Here is a 15,798-nt window from a genome sequence, read left to right on the forward strand (position 1 = left end):
CCCGCTGGAAGCGACGGATCACCCTTTTCCACGAGGGTCGATAGCGTCGGCGCACAGCGCAGGCGACCTGGCTCGTCCCCGGGGGCGGGGAACCACAGTTGCGGGACAGCGCCGGATTCTCACCGGACTTCGCTGCGCGGCGCGCGTCGGACGCAACGGTACCAATCCCCTGTCCGGCGTCCACCCCCGGCCCGCCCGCGCATGGGAGTCGACGCGGGGTCTCACCCGGCGGTCCGAGGCCGGGCGCGAGCGCGCGGACCGCGTCCGTGACGGACAGCCGGGGCCGGAGGGCTCCCGCCGCCACCGGCCGGGCGAGGCGCTCGACCCGGACGGCCGGGGCGCCTGCCTGGGCGTACGCGGGGATGGTAGGGCTGGCCCTACCCCGGCGGTAGGGGGGCGCCCATGATCGGAAGTAGGGACCGCGTCGCTGCGCCGGCCGGGGCCGCGGCGGGACGCTTGGAGTGTTCGACGGGCCGGAACTCCGAGGTGGTCTCAGCGCCTCGGAGACCCGGGCTTCAAGGACCCCGGCCCCGAAGACCCCCAGTCCTGAAGACTCCCAGCCCCGAAAACTCCGAGCGCACGGGACTCGCGCGCTCGGAGGTCCCAAGCCCGTGACCCCCGCCGCTCAAGGGTCGACCACCCCCGGCGGCCCGACACAGCGAAGGCGTCCCCCCATGTCCCTGACCATGCTCCCCCCCGCTCCGGAAAGGGCCCCGGCCGCGCCCGCGCCACGGGACCGCTTCATCGACGTCCTGCGCGTCTTCGGGATGGTCCTCGTGGTCGTCCAGCACTGGACGATGCCGGTCCTGTCGTACGCCCAGGGACGGCTGACCACGGGCAACGCCCTGGCGGCGGTTCCGTACGTCACCTGGATCTCGCAGGTCATGCCGCTGGTCTTCTTCGCCGGGGGCGCGGCCAACGCGATCAGCTTCCGGTCCGCGGCGCGCCGTGCGGGGCGCCCGGAGGCGCGGTCCGGCGTGGCGCGGGCGTGGACGGCGCGGCGGGTGCGCCGCCTGGCCTGGCCGGTCGTGCCGCTCGCGGTCGTGTGGCTGCCGCTCCCCCATCTCCTGGTCGCGCTCGGGGTGCCCGCGCAGCCGGTGGAGGTGGCCGCGCGTACGGTCGGCCAGTTGCTCTGGTTCCTGGCGGTCTACCTGCTGGCCGTGGTGGCCACGCCGCACCTGATGCGGGTGCGGGCCGGGGTCGCCCTGCCGGTGCTGGCGGGCGGTGCGGTGCTGATGGACGTGGTGCGCTTCTCCGGCCTGGAGGCGGCCGGCTACCTCAACGTCGCGTTCGTCTGGCTGGCGGTCCACCAGGTCGGGTTCCGGTACGCCGAGGGCGGCCTGGAGTGGCTGACGGGACGGCGGGCCGCCGGGCTCGCGGTGTCCGGGTTCGCGATGGTGGCGGCCCTCGTGGCGACCGGGCCCTACCCCGCCAGCATGATCGGGATGCCGGGGATGATCTCGAACATGGCCCCGCCGAGCGCCTGCCTGCTCGCGTTGTTCGCCGGCCAGCTCGGCCTGGCGATGCTGCTGCGCCCCGCCCTGAACACGCTGGCCGCCCGGCCGAGGGCCGAGGCGGTGCTCACCGCGCTCGCGCCGCGCATGATGACCGTCTACCTGTGGCACATGACCGCGCTCGTCGCCGTCGCCGGTGTGGCGACCGTCGGGTTCGGGCTGGCGACCCCGGACACCGGCTCGGCGACCTGGTGGAGCGCAGTCCCGCTGTGGCTGGCCGCCCTGGCGCTGGTCCTGGTCGCGCTCACCGCGATGCTCGGCCGATTCGAGGACCCCGTGGGGGCCGCCGCCCACCGGCTCGTGCCCGCGGCCGCCCCGCTCGTCGGCGGCGCGCTGCTCACCCTCACGATCACCGGTTTCGCGCCCGGCCCCGCGCCGGTTATCGCGTCCGCCGCCCTGGTCGCGGGGCTGGCCCTGGTCAGCCGGCCCGCAGCTGCCGCTCCACGTCGTCGATGATCTCCTGCAGGCGCAGGCCGTGGCGGGCGTCGAGCGGATGCCCGCCGCCGTCGCGCACCGTGCCCGCGAACTGCCTGACCACCTCGGGGACGACGTCGCCGAGTTCGGAGCCGAGCAGCGAGGCGCTGCCACGCCGGCCGTACACGTCGATCCGGCTGGGCGGGGTCTCGCCCTCGGCGGCCATGCACAGCGACGCCTCGCTGACCGCGCCGCCCTCGTGCTCCAGCAGCAGGCCGACCCAGCCGAGCGGATCGCCGTGTGCCCTGACCGCGACCACCCGGCCGAGCGCGGCGTCGAGCAGGTCGATCGTGTGCGGGCCCACGTCGAGCACCGCCCCGCGCTCCAGCCGCCAAGGGGTGGCGAAAGGGCCGCCGCGCAGGCTGCCGGAGATGTTGGCGGCGTGCCCGCCGAAGGGCTCGATGAGCCGGGCGCGGTCCAGGAACTCGACGGTCGCCGCCGAGTATCGGAAGGTGAAGAGCATCTGGGAGGCCACTCCCGCCTCCTCGATCGCCCCGGCCAGGCGCCGGGCGCCGTCGAGGTCGGCCGCGAGCGGCTTCTCCAGCAGCAGTGCCCTGCCCGCCCGGGCCGCGAGCACGCCCAGCTCGGCCTGCACGGCGGGCGGCACGCAGAAGGCGACCGCCTCGGACGCCGCGAACAGGTCCTCCAGCCGCTCGAAGGCGGGCGCGCCGTGGGCGTCCGCGAGCTCGCGCGCCGCCTCGGGCCTGCGTGCCCAGACCCCGGAGAGCGTCGTGTGCGGCCCCGCCGCGAGGGCGGGCGCATGGACCATCTCCGCCCACGGTCCCGCACCGACGAGTCCCACCCGCACCGGCTCCATGGCGTCCCCTCTCCGCGGGGACCCTACTGCAGGCCGCCGCCGCGCGGTCAAGGGGGCCGCCGCGCGTGGAACCGGCCGTACGGGCAAGATGGAGCCCTTATGAACGTCATCCTGCTGAGGCACGGCGAGACCGAATGGAGCAGGGCCGGGCGGCACACGGGCCGCACCGACCTGCCGCTGACCCCGCACGGCGAGGAGGAGGCGCGCGCCCTGTCCCCCCTGGTGGCGGACCGGTCGTTCGCGCTGGTCCTCGTCAGTCCCGCGCAGCGGGCCCGCCGTACGGCCGAACTGGCCGGGGCCGGGCCGTACGAGGTGGACCCGGACCTGTGGGAGTGGGACTACGGCGGCTACGAGGGCGTCTCCACCGCCGACATCCGCACGTCACGTCCCGGCTGGTTCGTCTGGCGGGACGGGGTCGTCCCGGGAGACGAGGCGCACCCGGGTGAGACCGTCGAGCACGTGGGACAGCGGGCGGACAAGGTCCTCGCCCGGATCCGCTCGGCGGACGGCGACGTGCTGGTGGTGGCGCACGCGCACATGCTGCGCGTGCTGGCGGCCCGCTGGCTCGGGCTGCCACCCGACCACGGCAGGTACTTCCGCCTCGACACCGGGACGTACTCCGTCCTCGGGCACGAGCACGGCGACGAGCCCGTCCTGCTGCGCTGGAACGCGCCCGCCTGAACGATCACGAACGATCACGCCGTGACGATCACGCCGTGACGATCAGAACGTGACGATCACGCATGGGCGACCGGCTGGGGTTGCGGCCCTCGGCCGGTCAGCCACTCCAGGACCTTGCGGTGGCCGCGCCGGGCGTCCTCGAAGTGCCCCCACCGCCAGTACCTGGGCTGCTCCCGCACCCCGGTGACCCACGTCCGGTAGGCCACCGACCTGGGCCGCCCGTCCGCCGGGTCCACCGGCGAGGCGACGCCGTAGGTGCGGATCACCACACGGCCTCCGGGCGCGAACAGCACGTCGTCGGCCACCGGGTAAAGAGTCATCTGGTCCAGCACGGGGTCCCCCTTGTGAGCTTTCCTGGGACTCACTGTGCCGGATCCGTGTTACGCCTCCCGCGTCGCGTTGTTACGCCCGTGAGAAGCGGGTGAACACGGGTTACACCAGAAAGGCCGGTCACACCGTCCGGTCACACCGTCCGATCACACCAGGAGGCCGTCGAACTCGCCGTCCTTGACCCCGAGCACCAGGGCCCGTATCTCGTCTCGGGTGTAGATGAGTGCCGGCCCCTCGGGATAGCGGGAGTTCCGGACGGCCACGCTGCCGTCGGGAAGCTCGGCCAGCTCCACGCAGTTGCCGGTCGAGTTGCTGTGGGCACTCTTCCGCCAGGTCACCCCGGCGATGTCGGTTGCGGGCATCCCGTTATATGTCTGCATTCATGTCTCTCTGAGAAGTTCGCCGAGGATCTCGGCAGTGCCGCCGGGCGTGGTGCTCTCCACGCACAGCTGCTCCATGGCCGTGAGGTAGGGATCGATGTCCTCACGTTTGTCCAGGTAGAGCGCACCCCAGAGCTGCTCGACGTAGACCACGTCCGAAAGGTCGGACTCCGGGAAGCGGAGGATGGTGAACGCGCCTCCCTCGGCCGCGTGCATCCCGTAGCGAAGGGGCATCACCTGAAGGGTGATGTTGGGCAGCGTGGACACCTCCAGCAGATGCTGGAGCTGTTCGCGCATCGTCGCACTCCCTCCGATGGGCCGCTTGAGCGCGGCCTCGTCGATGACGGCCCACAACCGGGGACCGTCCTTACGCGTGAGCCGTTCCTGCCGCTGCATCCGCAGATGGACGCGCTGTTCGAGCTCGTCCTCCGGGGCGTCCGGATGACCGAGCCGGATCACCGACTGGGCGTACTTCGCCGTCTGCAGCAGGCCGGGCACGAACTGCACCTCGTAGGTGCGGATCACGCTGGCGGCCTCCTCCAGGCCGACGTAGGTGACGAACCAGTTCGGCAGCACCTCGCCGAACTTGTGCCACCACCCGGGCGTGTTCGCCTCGCGGACCATCTCCAGCAGGCCACGCCGCTCGTCGTCGTCGTGGACGCCGTACAGCGTGAGGAGGTCTTCGACGTCACGTGTCTTGAATCCGACCCGGCCGAGCTCCATCCGGCTGATCTTCGACTCTGAGGCACGGATGTGGAATCCGGCGACCTCACGGGTCAACCCCCGCTGCTCGCGCAGCCGGCGAAGGCTCGCACCGAGCATGATGCGTCGAACGGTGGAACCGGATCCGGGCGGATCTATGGACACGTGCTATTCCTCCGCTTTGTGGACTGGTTCACAGTCTGTCAAAGATCGCCCCCTTCGTCCCAGTGGTGTTCGGGGGTAACCGTAGCGCTTGCACAACGCGCTTGCACGTGCATTCGCTCTTGCACATGCACAGGAGTGTCCTTCATCATGATCCCGTGCAGTCCACGAACCTGACTCGTGGCCAGAACCAGTGGTCGGCGCTCGACTGGTGGCCCCCTATCGGCTGGTGGCCGGAGCCCGCACGCGATCTCCTCGACCCCGGGTCGGCCACCGCCAGCGCCACCTTCGTCCTGCCGCCCCGCGCGGAGTCGGTCCACTCGGCGCGCAGCTTCGCCGCCGGGACGCTCGCGGGCTGGCAGTTGGCGGACCTGCTCGACGGGATGGAACTGGTCGTCTCCGAACTGGTCACCAACGCCCTGCGGCACGGCATGACGATCGCCGACACCCGCGCGCGGGAGGCCATGCGGCTGTCGCTGATCCGGCGGGGCGCCCACGTGACCTGCGCGATCACCGATCCCGGATCGGCCGCGCCGGTGCTGCGGGACCCCACCCCCTTCGAGCCGGGCGGCCTCGGGCTGCACATCGTGGAGTCGCTGAGCGTGCACTGGGGATGGTGCCCGCTCGTCCCGCAGGGCAAGGCGGTGTGGGCCGTACTGGCGGCCTGAACACCGGCCGGCGGCCGGACGGCGGGGCCACTCGCTTCGCCGGGGCTCTCCGCCGCCTGAGTAAGGGGATGGCCGCTCTTCCGTCAGGGGCGCCGGAAAACCTAACCCGACCGCCAGATCTGCCTGTCCCCGATCACGGTCCGCAGGCCGAAGAGCGCTCCCGTGCAGCCCGGAATGCATGGGAGCGCCCTTCGGCCGGCGGCCCGGATTCCCCGGAACACGCCCCGAATCCGGGCGGGACAGGCGATGATGTGCTGAGATCGGGCCGTGACGGCCCGGCGGTGTGCTCGTTCCCCATCGATCGGCGGAGAAATATCGTGATCTCGGGATCCGTGACTTTGCGCTCTTCGGCCGCCCACGGACTCCGCCGAGACCCCGATCTGCACTACGGTGGCTTCCTTGGACTCCCGAGAGACCTACGATGGACGATCACCTAATCGGCTGGCTGACCGGTCTTGACGAAGACAGGCTGGCCCGTGTGCTGGCCAACCGGCCGGACGCGATCGCCGCGCCGTGGCCCCGGCGCCTGGACGCCCTCGCGCAGCGGCTGACCGACACCTTCGCCGTCATGGAGGTCATGCGCGGCCTCCCCCTCCCCCCGTTGGAGCTCCTTCAGGCGTGCCTGGTCATCGGTGGCCGTCCGACGGAGGACGAGCTGGCCCGCTTCCTCGGAGTGAGCACCTCCGCGGTGATCCCCTGGCTCGACCATCTCTACGAGCACGCCGTCGCCTGGCCCGGCCGCGACGGCAGGATCACGGTGGCCGAGGCCGTCGCCCGCTGGTGGACCGCGCCCTGCGGCCTGGGCGAGCCGCTCGGCGCGTACCTCGACTCCTGGAAGCTCAGCACCGACGCGCTGCGCCGGATGTGCCACGCGCTCGACCTGCCTTCCCACGGCGGCAGGCGGCAGGTGGTCGCCCGGATCACCGCGCTGCTCGGCGACTGCGAGCGTCTGGGGACGCTTCTCGACGACGCCCCCGACGGCACGCTCGGCATGCTCGACGACTTCGCGTGGGACGGGCCGGTCCGCAGCGTGAACGGCAACCGGTTCATCACCCCGGGGACGCCGGAGAAGTGGGCCCTCGACCGCGGCCTGCTCTTCCGCGCCCAGTGGGACCTGGCCGAGATGCCCCGCGAGGTCGCGCTGGCGCTGCGCGGCCCCGACTACCGCGGGCCGTTCACGCCCTACCCGCCGGACCTGGCCACGACGGCGGGGGACCCCGACGCCGCCGAGCACGCGATGTGCCTGGCCGCGCCGCACGTGCTCGACCGGGCCACGGCGCTGCTGGAGAACGTCGACAAGACGCCGCTGCCGCTGCTCAAGAACGGCGGGGTCGGGGTGCGGGAGATCAAGCGGCTGGCCAGGGAGACCGGCTGCATGGAGGACGAGACCCGGCTGCTGCTGGAGATCTGCGCGGTCGCCCGGCTGATCGCGATCGACGAGGAGGCGGGCGGGCTGACCCCGGCCCGCCGGTACGACGCCTGGCGGCTGGAGGAGGCGCCCGTTCGGCTGCGCGTCCTGCTCGCCGCCTGGTGGCGCATGGAGCGCTCGTCCCTGCGCCGGGTGGAGGGCCGCCACCCGGCCGCGCTCGGCGACGACCCCGCCGGCGAGACGATCGCCAGGATCCGGTGGGCGCTGTTCGCGGCGCTCGCCGAGATCCCTGGAGACAGGGGCTTCGCGACGCTGCGCGAGCTGGTGCAGCGGGTGCACTGGCGCGCCCCGCTGCTCGACCGGGAACTGCTGGACGGCTGCGCGGCGGCCGTGCTGGAGGAGGCGCGCCTGCTCGGGCTCGTGGCCTGCGACGCGCTCACCGGTCTCGGCCGGGCGCTCGCCCCGCTGGCCGGCGTGGCCGGGGACGAGAGCCGCGAGTGCGTGCCCGAGGTCGAGCACGACCCCGCGCTGGCGAAGGCCGCCACACACGCCATGGCGAGCGCGCGGCGCACGGCTCTGTTCGGCGCCGACCTCACCGCGGTGGTGACCGGCCCGCCGTCGGTCGAGCTCGCCGCGCTCCTGGACCGCGCCGCCGACCGCGAGTCGCAGGGCACGGCCTCGGTGTGGCGGTTCAGCTCCGCGAGCGTACGGCGGGCCCTTGACGGCGGGGACACGGCCGACACGCTCATCGCCGACCTGTCGGAGGCCGGCACGCTCCCCCAGCCACTGACCTACCTGATCAGGGACGTGGCACGGCGGCACGGCGAGGTCACGGTGTCGTCGGTCGGCTGCATCGTGCAGGGCTCGGACACCGCGCTGCTCGCCGAGATCGCCGCGCACCGGAAACTGGCCAAGCTGGGCCTGCGGCTGCTGGCGCCGACCGTGCTCGCCGGCGCGGCGCCCGCCGAGACGACGCTGGCCGCGCTCCGGGAGGCGGGCTACGCGCCGGTGCCGGTGGACGACACCGGGGAGATCACCATCCGGCGCGAGCCGCAGGGCGGGCGGCTGATCCTCCTGCCCGGCGGGCGGGTCGCCGAGCTCGAGCCCCCCGGCCCCCTGCTGGAGCCCCCGCCGGACCCGCGCGAGCACGCCCGGCGGCTGCTGGTCAGCGGCGGGCCGGTGGCCGCCGCGGCGCAGCCCCGCCAGACGTGGGCCGTCATCGGGCGCATGGCGACCAGGCTTCCCGCGGCACAGCAGTCGCTGCTGGGCTTCGTGGTGGACCGCGACGTCCGCGCGATGATCACACTGGCCGACGGGGTCACCGCCACGGTCAGCCACGGCGAACTGCGCAGCGGCGTGCTCGACGCGTGGTGCGAGGAAGCCGGCGACTACCTGGAGTTCCCGCTGAACGAGATCGCCTCGGTCACCGCCGACTGCTGACGCATCTCTATCGCACGCCGCAGCGGCGCAGGACGAGCAGGGTCAGGGCGCGGGTGACGTCGCGGACCTCCCGCAGGTCGACCTGCTCCCGCGGGGCATGGGCGAAGCGGACGTCGCCCGGCCCGTAGTGCAGGGTCGGCACGCCCGCCGCCGCGTACAGGCGCAGGTCGCTCCCGTACGGCGCCGCGGTGCGGCCCGGCGGCGTCCCGGTCACGTCGGCCACCGCCCGGGCCGCCTCCTCCGCCAGCGGGTGCCCCTCGGGCAGGCGGCCGCTGGCGAACCGCCCTCCCGGCCAGGTGACGCGTACGGGGTTGTCCCGCAGCCAGGGGTCGTCCAGTTCGGCGAGCGCGTTCTCCAGCGCGGCGCGGGCGTCGGCCGGGTCCTCGCCGAGCCGGACGCCTAGCCGCCCCTCGGCCACGAGCAGGTCGGGCACCGTGCTCGCCCAGTCGCCCGCGCGCACGGTGCCGATCTCGATCGGGTACGGCATCGGGTTGCCCTCGAAGAGAGGGCCGGGGGCGGCGTTGCGCTCGCGTTCGAGCCGCCGGACGGCCTGGAGCACGGGCACGAACGCCTCGACGGCGTTGACCCCCTCGTAGCGGGTGGCGCCGTGCGCGGCCCGGCCGGCGACCTCCAGGCGGAAGGTCAGCGCGCCGGCGTTGGCGGTGATCAGCTTCCCGCTCGTCGGCTCGGTGATCACGGCCGCCTCCCCCGTGTGGCCCCTGGCCAGGGTGGCGAACGCGCCGAGGCCGCCGTCCTCCTCGCTGACCACGCAGTGCACCGCCAGGGGACGCGCCAGCCGTACGCCGGCCACGCGCAGCGCCCGCACGACGGCGAGGTTGGCGGCGAGACCGGCCTTCATGTCGCAGGCGCCCCGGCCGTGCAGGGTGGTCGCGGTGAGGCGGGCGCCGAACGGGTCCTGCCCCTCCCACTTGCCCGGATCGCCGATCGGCACGACGTCGGCGTGCCCCTGCAGGATCAGTGCGGGCGTGCCCTCGCCCTCGGTGACGCCGACGACGCCGTATCCCTCGGCGCGCTCCGCCTCCATGCCGGGAAACCCCTCGCGGGAGCGCAGGTCGTCGAGGTCGAGCTTCCACATGTCGACGTCGAGGTCCCATTCGGTGAGCATGCGGGCGCACCGGTCCTGCAGGTCCGACTCGGCGTCGGTGCCGGTGACGCTCGGCACCCGGACCAGGTCGGCCAGCAGGTTCACGGTCTCCGCCTCGTCGACGGCGTCCAGGACTCTCGCTTCGACATCCATGCCGCAGACTGTACGACAGTTCCCCGGACCGGCGTGGAGCCCCGAATGCACGTGCAGACGCGTCGTACAGTGGATCTTTCACGAAGGAGTCCGAGGATGGCGAGACTGACAGCCGGCTGGGTGGGTCGCCCGGGAAGATGGCGCGGTCTGCTCGCGTGGCTCGCGGTCGCACCGTTCGCGCTGTGGGCCCTGCTGCGGCTGGTGCCCGGCGACGTCCACTTCCGGTGGGTGCAACTGGTCGCCTTCACGCCGTACGTCGCCCTCGCCTCGGTCGTCGCACCGCTGGTCGCGCTGCTCGTGCGGCGCCGGGCGGCGCTGGTCGCGGGACTGGCGGTCACCGCGACGCTGGCGGCCTGCGTGCTGCCCCGCGCGCTGTCCGACCCGTTCCCGCACGACCCGGCCGCCGCGGGCGTGCGTGCGGCCGGCGCCACCGGCCCCGTCCTGCGGGTCCTGTCGGCCAACCTGCTCTACGGCTCCGTCCCGCCCGCCGCGCTGGTGGATCTGGTGCGGCGGCTGCGCCCCGACGTCCTGACACTGCAGGAGCTGACCCCCCAGGCCTCGGCGGGCCTGCGTGCGGCGGGCCTGACCACGCTCCTGCCGTACACGGACGACCGGGCCCAGGAGGGCTCGGGCGGCTCCGGGCTCTTCACGCGGTTCCCCCTCCGGCCGGAGGATCTCTCGGCCTTCGACGGCCGCCGGCAGGCGGCGGGCATCGTCGAGGTGCCCGGCGCCGGGCCCGTCGCCGTCGTGTCCGTGCACCCGTGCGCGCCCCGCTACGCGTTCCGGTTCAGGTGCTGGTCGAGGTCGCTCGCCGCGCTGCCCGATCCCGGCGGGCCCGTACGGATCCTGTCCGGGGACTTCAACGCGACGCTCGACCACGCCAGGGTCCGGCGCCTGCTCGACGCGGGCTATCGGGACGCGGCCGACGCGACCGGCAACGGCCTGGCCGGCACCTGGCCGTACCGGAGGTCGTCGGATTTCCGGGGCCTGCCCGTGCCGCCCGTCACGATCGACCACGTCCTGGTGGACCCGCGCGTCGCCGTGCGGGCTTTCGGCGTCCACGGGCTGCCGGTGACCGACCACCGGGCGATCTTCGCCGAGCTGGTCCTGCCCGCGACGGGCACCTGATCAGGATCGCGGCGTCCGGTCGAGGCTTGCCCGGTCGCGCCCAGGACCGGTTCGCGGCGCGGGAACGCGGGCGGTAGCGCGGGAACGCGGGCGGCGCTACGCCAGCGACACGCGGGTGAAGCGGGTCTCGAAGCCCTTGCCCACCGGTGCGGCGCACATGACGCCCGCGAGGGCCGGCGCCTGCGGCGGGAAATAGGCCAGGCGCAGCATGTGCTCCGGCTCCGCGCCGTTCACGCCGTACCGGACGGTCACGGCGTCGCCGGCCCGTTCGAAGTCGAACGTCGCGGAGACGAGGCCGGCGGGCGCGGGGGTGACGGACCAGTCGGAGAAGCCGCGGGTGACGACGACGCTGAGCTGGTGACCGCCGTCGACGAACTCGACCCCCGCCTTGATCCAGTTCTCCTCGTCGATCCGCAGCACTGCTCCGGCCTGGTCGTACTGCTCGGCGTAGCCGGCCTCGAACGTCACGGTCAGCCGGGCGTCCCCGGCGACCTGGCGGCCGAACATGTGCGCCGTGTCGTACGAGTAGCCGTAGTGCGTCGTCTGCCACAGGTCGGTCTGGGCGCCGGCGACGGCACGCAGTCCCTCTTCGGTCCGGGACCACTCGGCGGGCTCGTTGATCCACGTGAAGCCCTCGAACGCCATGCCGCCCCCTTGCCCTCGCTTTGACCGATCTTGCCATGAGAGCGGTTTCCACAGCGCTTCGTCAAGGACGATCTACTCTTTCTTTAGATCGATTTGTCCGCTTTACTCCCTCTTTCCCTATACTCGTGCCTCACATCACCTTTTGCCACATAAATCCCACAACTCGCACAAGCGTCGCATCCCCTGCCCCAGGGGACCGCGTGGCCCGCATCCGGAGCCTTCCCTTTTCGAGGGCCGCTCCGCCCATGCCCGGGTGCGCACGGAGCCCGCCGAGCCGGGACTCCTCGACGACGCCAGGCCCTTTCCCCGAGGGCCGCCCTTCGCGAGCGAGACGAAAGGAAGCTCATGCAGAAGCGAGCCCGTCAGGCGATCACCATGGCGATGACCGCGACCACGCTCGTCGCAGGCGCGGCCACCGCCGCGCAGGCCTCGGTGATCCCGCAGGCTCCCTCCTCCGCGCCGCTCTCCCCGGCGGCCGCCGACCGCCCGGCCCCGGCCGAGGCCGCCTCCCTGAACCTGCCGTCCCTGGTCGAGGCGTTCAACGCGGCCCTCCGCACGGCGTACAAGGACATGAAGAAGGCCGCCTCCCTGCCCTCCGGCGTCTCCACCGCCACGTCCTTCTGGGACGCCCAGACCGCGTCCGGCAAGCCGATGCGGTACAGGACGCTCGCCAGCCCCTACTGGCCCCTCGGCACCAAGGTGCGGATCACCTACAAGGGGAAGAGCGCGGTCGGCGTCGTCGAGGACTTCGGCCCGGCCGAGTGGGCCGTGGCCCAGCACGACATCCCGGCGATCGTCGACCTGTCCGAGAAGATGATGGCCGACCTGACGGGCGTCGCCTCCAACACCGTCCACGTACGGTTCCAGGTGCTGGAGTGGGGCAAGGGCGGCGTCTACCGCCGCTCCGGGACGGGCTACGACCTGGCCATGGGCCGCCGGTGAGACGCCGCCGCCGGTGAACTCCGATGACGGTGCCCGGGGCCGCTCCGCGTACACTTCGAGCGTGGCTGACCCGAAGTTCGAGATCCAGATGCTCCATGACCGCGTGATGGTCAAGGTCGAGCGGGAGCTTGAGGAACGGCGCAGCAGCGCGGGCATCGTCATCCCGGCCACGGTCAAGATGGCCAACCGGCTCGTCTGGGGCGAGGTCAGCGGCGCCGGCGCCAACGTCAGGTCGGTCAAGACCGGCGACAAGGTCCTGTTCAACCCCGAGGACCAGTACGAGGTGGAGGTCCAGGGCCAGCTCTACCTCGTGCTGCGCGAGCGCGACCTCCACGCGGTGGCGACGCAGCAGACCGACCACGGCACCGGCCTCTACCTCTGACCTCCCGACCTCGCGGCGAAGGTGGACCATGACCCTCCAGGACGACCTCGTCGAGCTGCGCCGCGCGCTGCACCGGGAGCCCGAGATCGGTCTCGACCTGCCCCGCACGCAGGAGAAGGTGCTCGCGGCGCTCGACGGCCTGCCTCTGGAGATCGCCACCGGCGAGCGCCTGTCGTCGGTGACGGCCGTTCTGCGCGGCGGCCGCCCCGGTCCCGCCGTGCTGCTGCGCGCCGACATGGACGCGCTGCCCGTGCAGGAGAAGACCGGCCTGCCCTACCGGTCGCGCTTCGACGGCCGCATGCACGCCTGCGGCCACGACCTGCACACGGCCATGCTGGTGGGAGCCGCCCGTCTGCTCAGCGAGCGGCGCGCCGACCTCGCCGGTGACGTGGTGCTGATGTTCCAGCCCGGCGAGGAGGGCCAGGAGGGCGCCCGCCTGATGATCGAGGAAGGCGTGCTCGACGCGGCGGGGGCCAGACCCGTCGCCGCCTACGGGATGCACGTCTTCTCCACGACGATCCCGCGCGGGCTGTTCCTGACCAAGGGCGGGCCCGTGCTGGCCGCGGCCGACACGTTGACCGTGACCGTGCGCGGCAGAGGCGGCCACGGGTCCTCCCCGCACCGCGCGCTCGACCCGATCCCCGCGGCCTGCGAGATCGTGACGGCCCTGCAGACCCACGTCACCCGCGGGTACGACGTGTTCGACCCGGTCGTGGTCACCGTGGGCAGCTTCCACGCCGGCACCACCGACAACGTGATCCCCGACGAGGCCACGTTCGCCGCCACCGTCCGCACGTTCTCGGCCGGATCGCGCGACCGCGTCAGGGAGGGCCTGGTCCGGCTCGCCCAGGGCATCGGCGAGGCGCACGGCCTGTCCGTCGACTGCTCCTTCGGCATCGGCTATCCCGTCACGGTCAACGACGACGCCGAGGCGGAGTTCGCCGCCCGGACCGTGCGCGAGGCCCTCGGCGAGGACCGCTACTTCCCGCTGCCCACCCCGGCGACCGGCTCGGAGGACTTCTCGTACGTGCTGGAGCAGGTGCCGGGGGCCTTCCTCGTGGTCGGCGCCTGCCCGCCCGGCCGGGATCTCGCCACGGCCCCGGCCAACCACTCGGCGGAGGCGGAGTTCGACGACGCCATCCTGTCCGACGGCGCGGCGCTGCTGAGCGAGCTGGCCATCCGGAGGCTGGCCCGCGTCTGACGGTCAGCCCAGCAGGTCGCGGGCCTCCTGGATCAGGTCGACGCCGAGGGTCAGCCGGACCGACACCCAGACGATGGCCCCGGCGCAGAGCAGGGTGAGCGCGCTCGCGACGATGCGGACGAACCAGTTCTGCCGCTTGAGCCAGTCCGTCGCCGCCCTGACCCTGTCCTTGGCGAACTCCAGGAGCCGGGACGCCCAGGCGAACTCGGTGGCCAGCACGGCGAGCCCGGCGAAGACCACCAGCCAGCCCGGCCCCGGGAAGGGCACCATAATCAGGCCGGTGACGACCAGGGCGGCGCCGATCACCCCGATGACGATCCGCAGCGTCAGCCGGCCCGCCGGAGTCGCGCGGATCCGGTCGAGCGGGCCCGGCGGATCGGAAGCCTCCCGTTCATCGCCCGTACGACTGTCCTCAGCCGTCGCCACACGGCTCACCCCCATTCGCTGCCCACAATAGCCAGCGGCGGACCGCGGCGACGATCGGAGCGTTCACGCGTCGCCGAGGCAGGCGGCCGTCTGCTCGGCGATCTCCAGTTCCTCGTCGGTGGGCACCACCAGCACCGTCACCTCGGCGCCCTCCGGGGAGATCACCCGGGCCTGCGCCGACTCGGCGTCGTTGCGCCCCGGGTCGATCTCGATGCCGAGCCGGGCGAGCCCGGTCGCCGCCAGCGCGCGGACACGGGGACTGTTCTGCCCCACGCCGCCGGTGAAGACGAGGGCGTCCACGTGGCCGAGCGCCGCGTAGTAGGCGCCGATGTAGGTGCGCACGCGATAGCCGTACACGTCGAGGGCGAGCCGGGCGTCCTCGTCCCCCGCGTCGGCCAGCCGCCAGACCTCGCGCATGTCGTTGGCCCCGCACATGCCGAGCAGGCCGCTCTCCTTGTTCAGCGCGGCGTCGACGCCGGCGAGGTCCATGCCCGCGACCCGGCCGAGGTAGGCGCCCAGAGCCGGGTCGACGTCCCCGGAACGGGTGCCCATCACCAGCCCGGCGAGCGGTGTGATGCCCATCGAGGTGTCCACGCTGCGCCCGGCCCGCACCGCCGTCGCGCTCGCGCCGTTGCCGAGGTGCAGCACGATCGAGTTCACCTCGTCGTACGGCCGGCCCAGCAGAGCGGCCGCCCGGCGGGAGACGTACGCCGTGGAGGTGCCGTGGAAGCCGTAGCGGCGCACACCGAGCTTGCGGGTCCACTCGCGGGGGACGGCGTAGGTGTGCGCGTGCGGCGGGATCGTGCCGTGGAAGGCGGTGTCGAAGACGGCGACGTGCGGCAGGGCGGGGAAGGCCCGCCGGGCCACCCGGATGCCCTCCAGGTTGGCCGGGTTGTGCAGCGGCGCCAGGGGCGCCATCTCCTCGATGGCCCGCTCGACCGCGTCGTCGATCAGCACGGGCGTCACGAACCGGCTGCCGCCGTGGACGACCCGGTGGCCCACGGCGGTCACGCCGTCCAGCGGCGGCCCGTGCTCGGCGAAGGCCGCCAGCACCGCCTTCAGCCCCTCCTCGTGGTCGGCCACCCGGCGCTCACTCCGTACGCCGTCGTGGGTGAGCACGCTCTCGTCCTCGCCGATGCGCTCGATCAGCCCGCCGGCCACCGCCCGGCGCGTCCCCATGTCGATGAGGCGGTACTTGATGGACGACGACCCCGTGTTCAGGACGAGGACCTGCCCGCTCACTGCGTCTCCTCCCGCGCCTGCGCGCTCACCCTGTCTC

16 protein-coding genes and 1 riboswitch are annotated in these 15,798 nt (G+C 73.2%); of the genes, 8 read left to right on the forward strand and 8 right to left on the reverse strand.

Annotated features, from left to right (window positions below):
* Positions 1–39: 39 nt before the first annotated feature.
* A riboswitch (cobalamin riboswitch) is annotated at positions 40–176 on the reverse strand.
* 498 nt (positions 177–674) lie between these two features.
* Positions 675–1,970: an acyltransferase gene (locus tag HHX30_RS02655; protein ID WP_249349524.1), complete on the forward strand. Its 1,296-nt coding sequence runs from the start codon at positions 675–677 to the stop codon at positions 1,968–1,970.
* Here the strand turns inward: HHX30_RS02655 and HHX30_RS02660 are convergent.
* Positions 1,933–2,805 carry a Gfo/Idh/MocA family protein gene (locus tag HHX30_RS02660; protein ID WP_169978933.1) on the reverse strand — a complete coding sequence of 291 codons (873 nt, stop codon included), beginning with the start codon at positions 2,803–2,805 and terminating at the stop codon, positions 1,933–1,935. The two genes, HHX30_RS02655 and HHX30_RS02660, sit on opposite strands and share 38 nt — an antisense overlap.
* Before the next feature lie 99 nt (positions 2,806–2,904).
* Between HHX30_RS02660 and HHX30_RS02665 the strand changes: the two genes are divergently transcribed.
* Complete coding sequence (locus HHX30_RS02665; protein WP_169978935.1) at positions 2,905–3,486, forward strand: histidine phosphatase family protein; 582 nt, start codon at positions 2,905–2,907, stop codon at positions 3,484–3,486.
* A gap of 56 nt (positions 3,487–3,542) precedes the next feature.
* Here HHX30_RS02665 and HHX30_RS02670 read toward each other — a convergent pair whose 3' ends face one another.
* The 3 genes from HHX30_RS02670 to HHX30_RS02680 form a co-directional block, all read right to left on the reverse strand.
* A complete protein-coding gene (locus HHX30_RS02670; RefSeq protein WP_169978938.1) occupies positions 3,543–3,818 on the reverse strand; it encodes a hypothetical protein in 276 nt (91 codons plus the stop codon).
* A gap of 144 nt (positions 3,819–3,962) precedes the next feature.
* Entirely contained in the window at positions 3,963–4,196 is a 234-nt protein-coding gene (locus HHX30_RS02675) for a DUF397 domain-containing protein (protein WP_169978940.1), read from the reverse strand.
* Positions 4,197–5,018 carry a helix-turn-helix transcriptional regulator gene (locus tag HHX30_RS02680; protein WP_169978942.1) on the reverse strand — a complete coding sequence of 274 codons (822 nt, stop codon included), beginning with the start codon at positions 5,016–5,018 and terminating at the stop codon, positions 4,197–4,199.
* A 200-nt stretch (positions 5,019–5,218) separates the two neighbouring features.
* Here HHX30_RS02680 and HHX30_RS02685 point away from each other — a divergent pair, with 200 nt between their 5' ends.
* Positions 5,219–5,728 carry an ATP-binding protein gene (locus HHX30_RS02685; protein WP_310741720.1) on the forward strand — a complete coding sequence of 170 codons (510 nt, stop codon included), beginning with the start codon at positions 5,219–5,221 and terminating at the stop codon, positions 5,726–5,728.
* Between the two features lie 421 nt (positions 5,729–6,149).
* A complete protein-coding gene (locus HHX30_RS02690) occupies positions 6,150–8,537 on the forward strand; it encodes a helicase-associated domain-containing protein (RefSeq protein ID WP_169978946.1) in 2,388 nt (795 codons plus the stop codon).
* Positions 8,538–8,544: 7 nt separating this feature from the next.
* Here the strand turns inward: HHX30_RS02690 and HHX30_RS02695 are convergent, their stop codons facing one another.
* Entirely contained in the window at positions 8,545–9,795 is a 1,251-nt protein-coding gene (locus HHX30_RS02695) for an ArgE/DapE family deacylase (RefSeq protein ID WP_169978948.1), read from the reverse strand.
* Positions 9,796–9,891: 96 nt separating this feature from the next.
* Here HHX30_RS02695 and HHX30_RS02700 point away from each other — a divergent pair, with 96 nt between their 5' ends.
* Complete coding sequence (locus HHX30_RS02700) at positions 9,892–10,923, forward strand: endonuclease/exonuclease/phosphatase family protein (RefSeq protein ID WP_169978950.1); 1,032 nt, start codon at positions 9,892–9,894, stop codon at positions 10,921–10,923.
* A 96-nt stretch (positions 10,924–11,019) separates the two neighbouring features.
* Here HHX30_RS02700 and HHX30_RS02705 read toward each other — a convergent pair whose 3' ends face one another.
* Positions 11,020–11,568 carry a DUF1349 domain-containing protein gene (locus HHX30_RS02705; protein WP_169978952.1) on the reverse strand — a complete coding sequence of 183 codons (549 nt, stop codon included), beginning with the start codon at positions 11,566–11,568 and terminating at the stop codon, positions 11,020–11,022.
* Between the two features lie 345 nt (positions 11,569–11,913).
* Here HHX30_RS02705 and HHX30_RS02710 point away from each other — a divergent pair, with 345 nt between their 5' ends.
* The 3 genes from HHX30_RS02710 (at position 11,914) to HHX30_RS02720 (ending at position 14,093) form a co-directional block, all read left to right on the forward strand.
* Positions 11,914–12,510 (forward strand): hypothetical protein, encoded by a 597-nt coding sequence (locus HHX30_RS02710; RefSeq protein ID WP_169978953.1) that lies wholly within the window; start codon positions 11,914–11,916, stop codon positions 12,508–12,510.
* A gap of 61 nt (positions 12,511–12,571) precedes the next feature.
* Positions 12,572–12,892, forward strand: coding sequence for a co-chaperone GroES (locus HHX30_RS02715; protein ID WP_142556424.1), 321 nt, complete (start codon positions 12,572–12,574; stop codon positions 12,890–12,892).
* A gap of 28 nt (positions 12,893–12,920) precedes the next feature.
* Entirely contained in the window at positions 12,921–14,093 is a 1,173-nt protein-coding gene (locus tag HHX30_RS02720) for a M20 family metallopeptidase (RefSeq protein WP_169978955.1), read from the forward strand.
* Between the two features lie 3 nt (positions 14,094–14,096).
* Here HHX30_RS02720 and HHX30_RS02725 read toward each other — a convergent pair whose 3' ends face one another.
* Together HHX30_RS02725 and HHX30_RS02730 are read right to left on the reverse strand one after the other, a co-directional pair.
* Complete coding sequence (locus HHX30_RS02725) at positions 14,097–14,519, reverse strand: TIGR02611 family protein (RefSeq protein ID WP_311922049.1); 423 nt, start codon at positions 14,517–14,519, stop codon at positions 14,097–14,099.
* Between the two features lie 63 nt (positions 14,520–14,582).
* Positions 14,583–15,761 (reverse strand): acetate/propionate family kinase, encoded by a 1,179-nt coding sequence (locus HHX30_RS02730; RefSeq protein WP_169978959.1) that lies wholly within the window; start codon positions 15,759–15,761, stop codon positions 14,583–14,585.
* Between the last annotated feature and the right edge of the window lie 37 nt (positions 15,762–15,798).

It is taken from the genome of Microbispora sp. H10836 (genome assembly GCF_012999525.1).
GTDB lineage: Bacteria > Actinomycetota > Actinomycetes > Streptosporangiales > Streptosporangiaceae > Microbispora.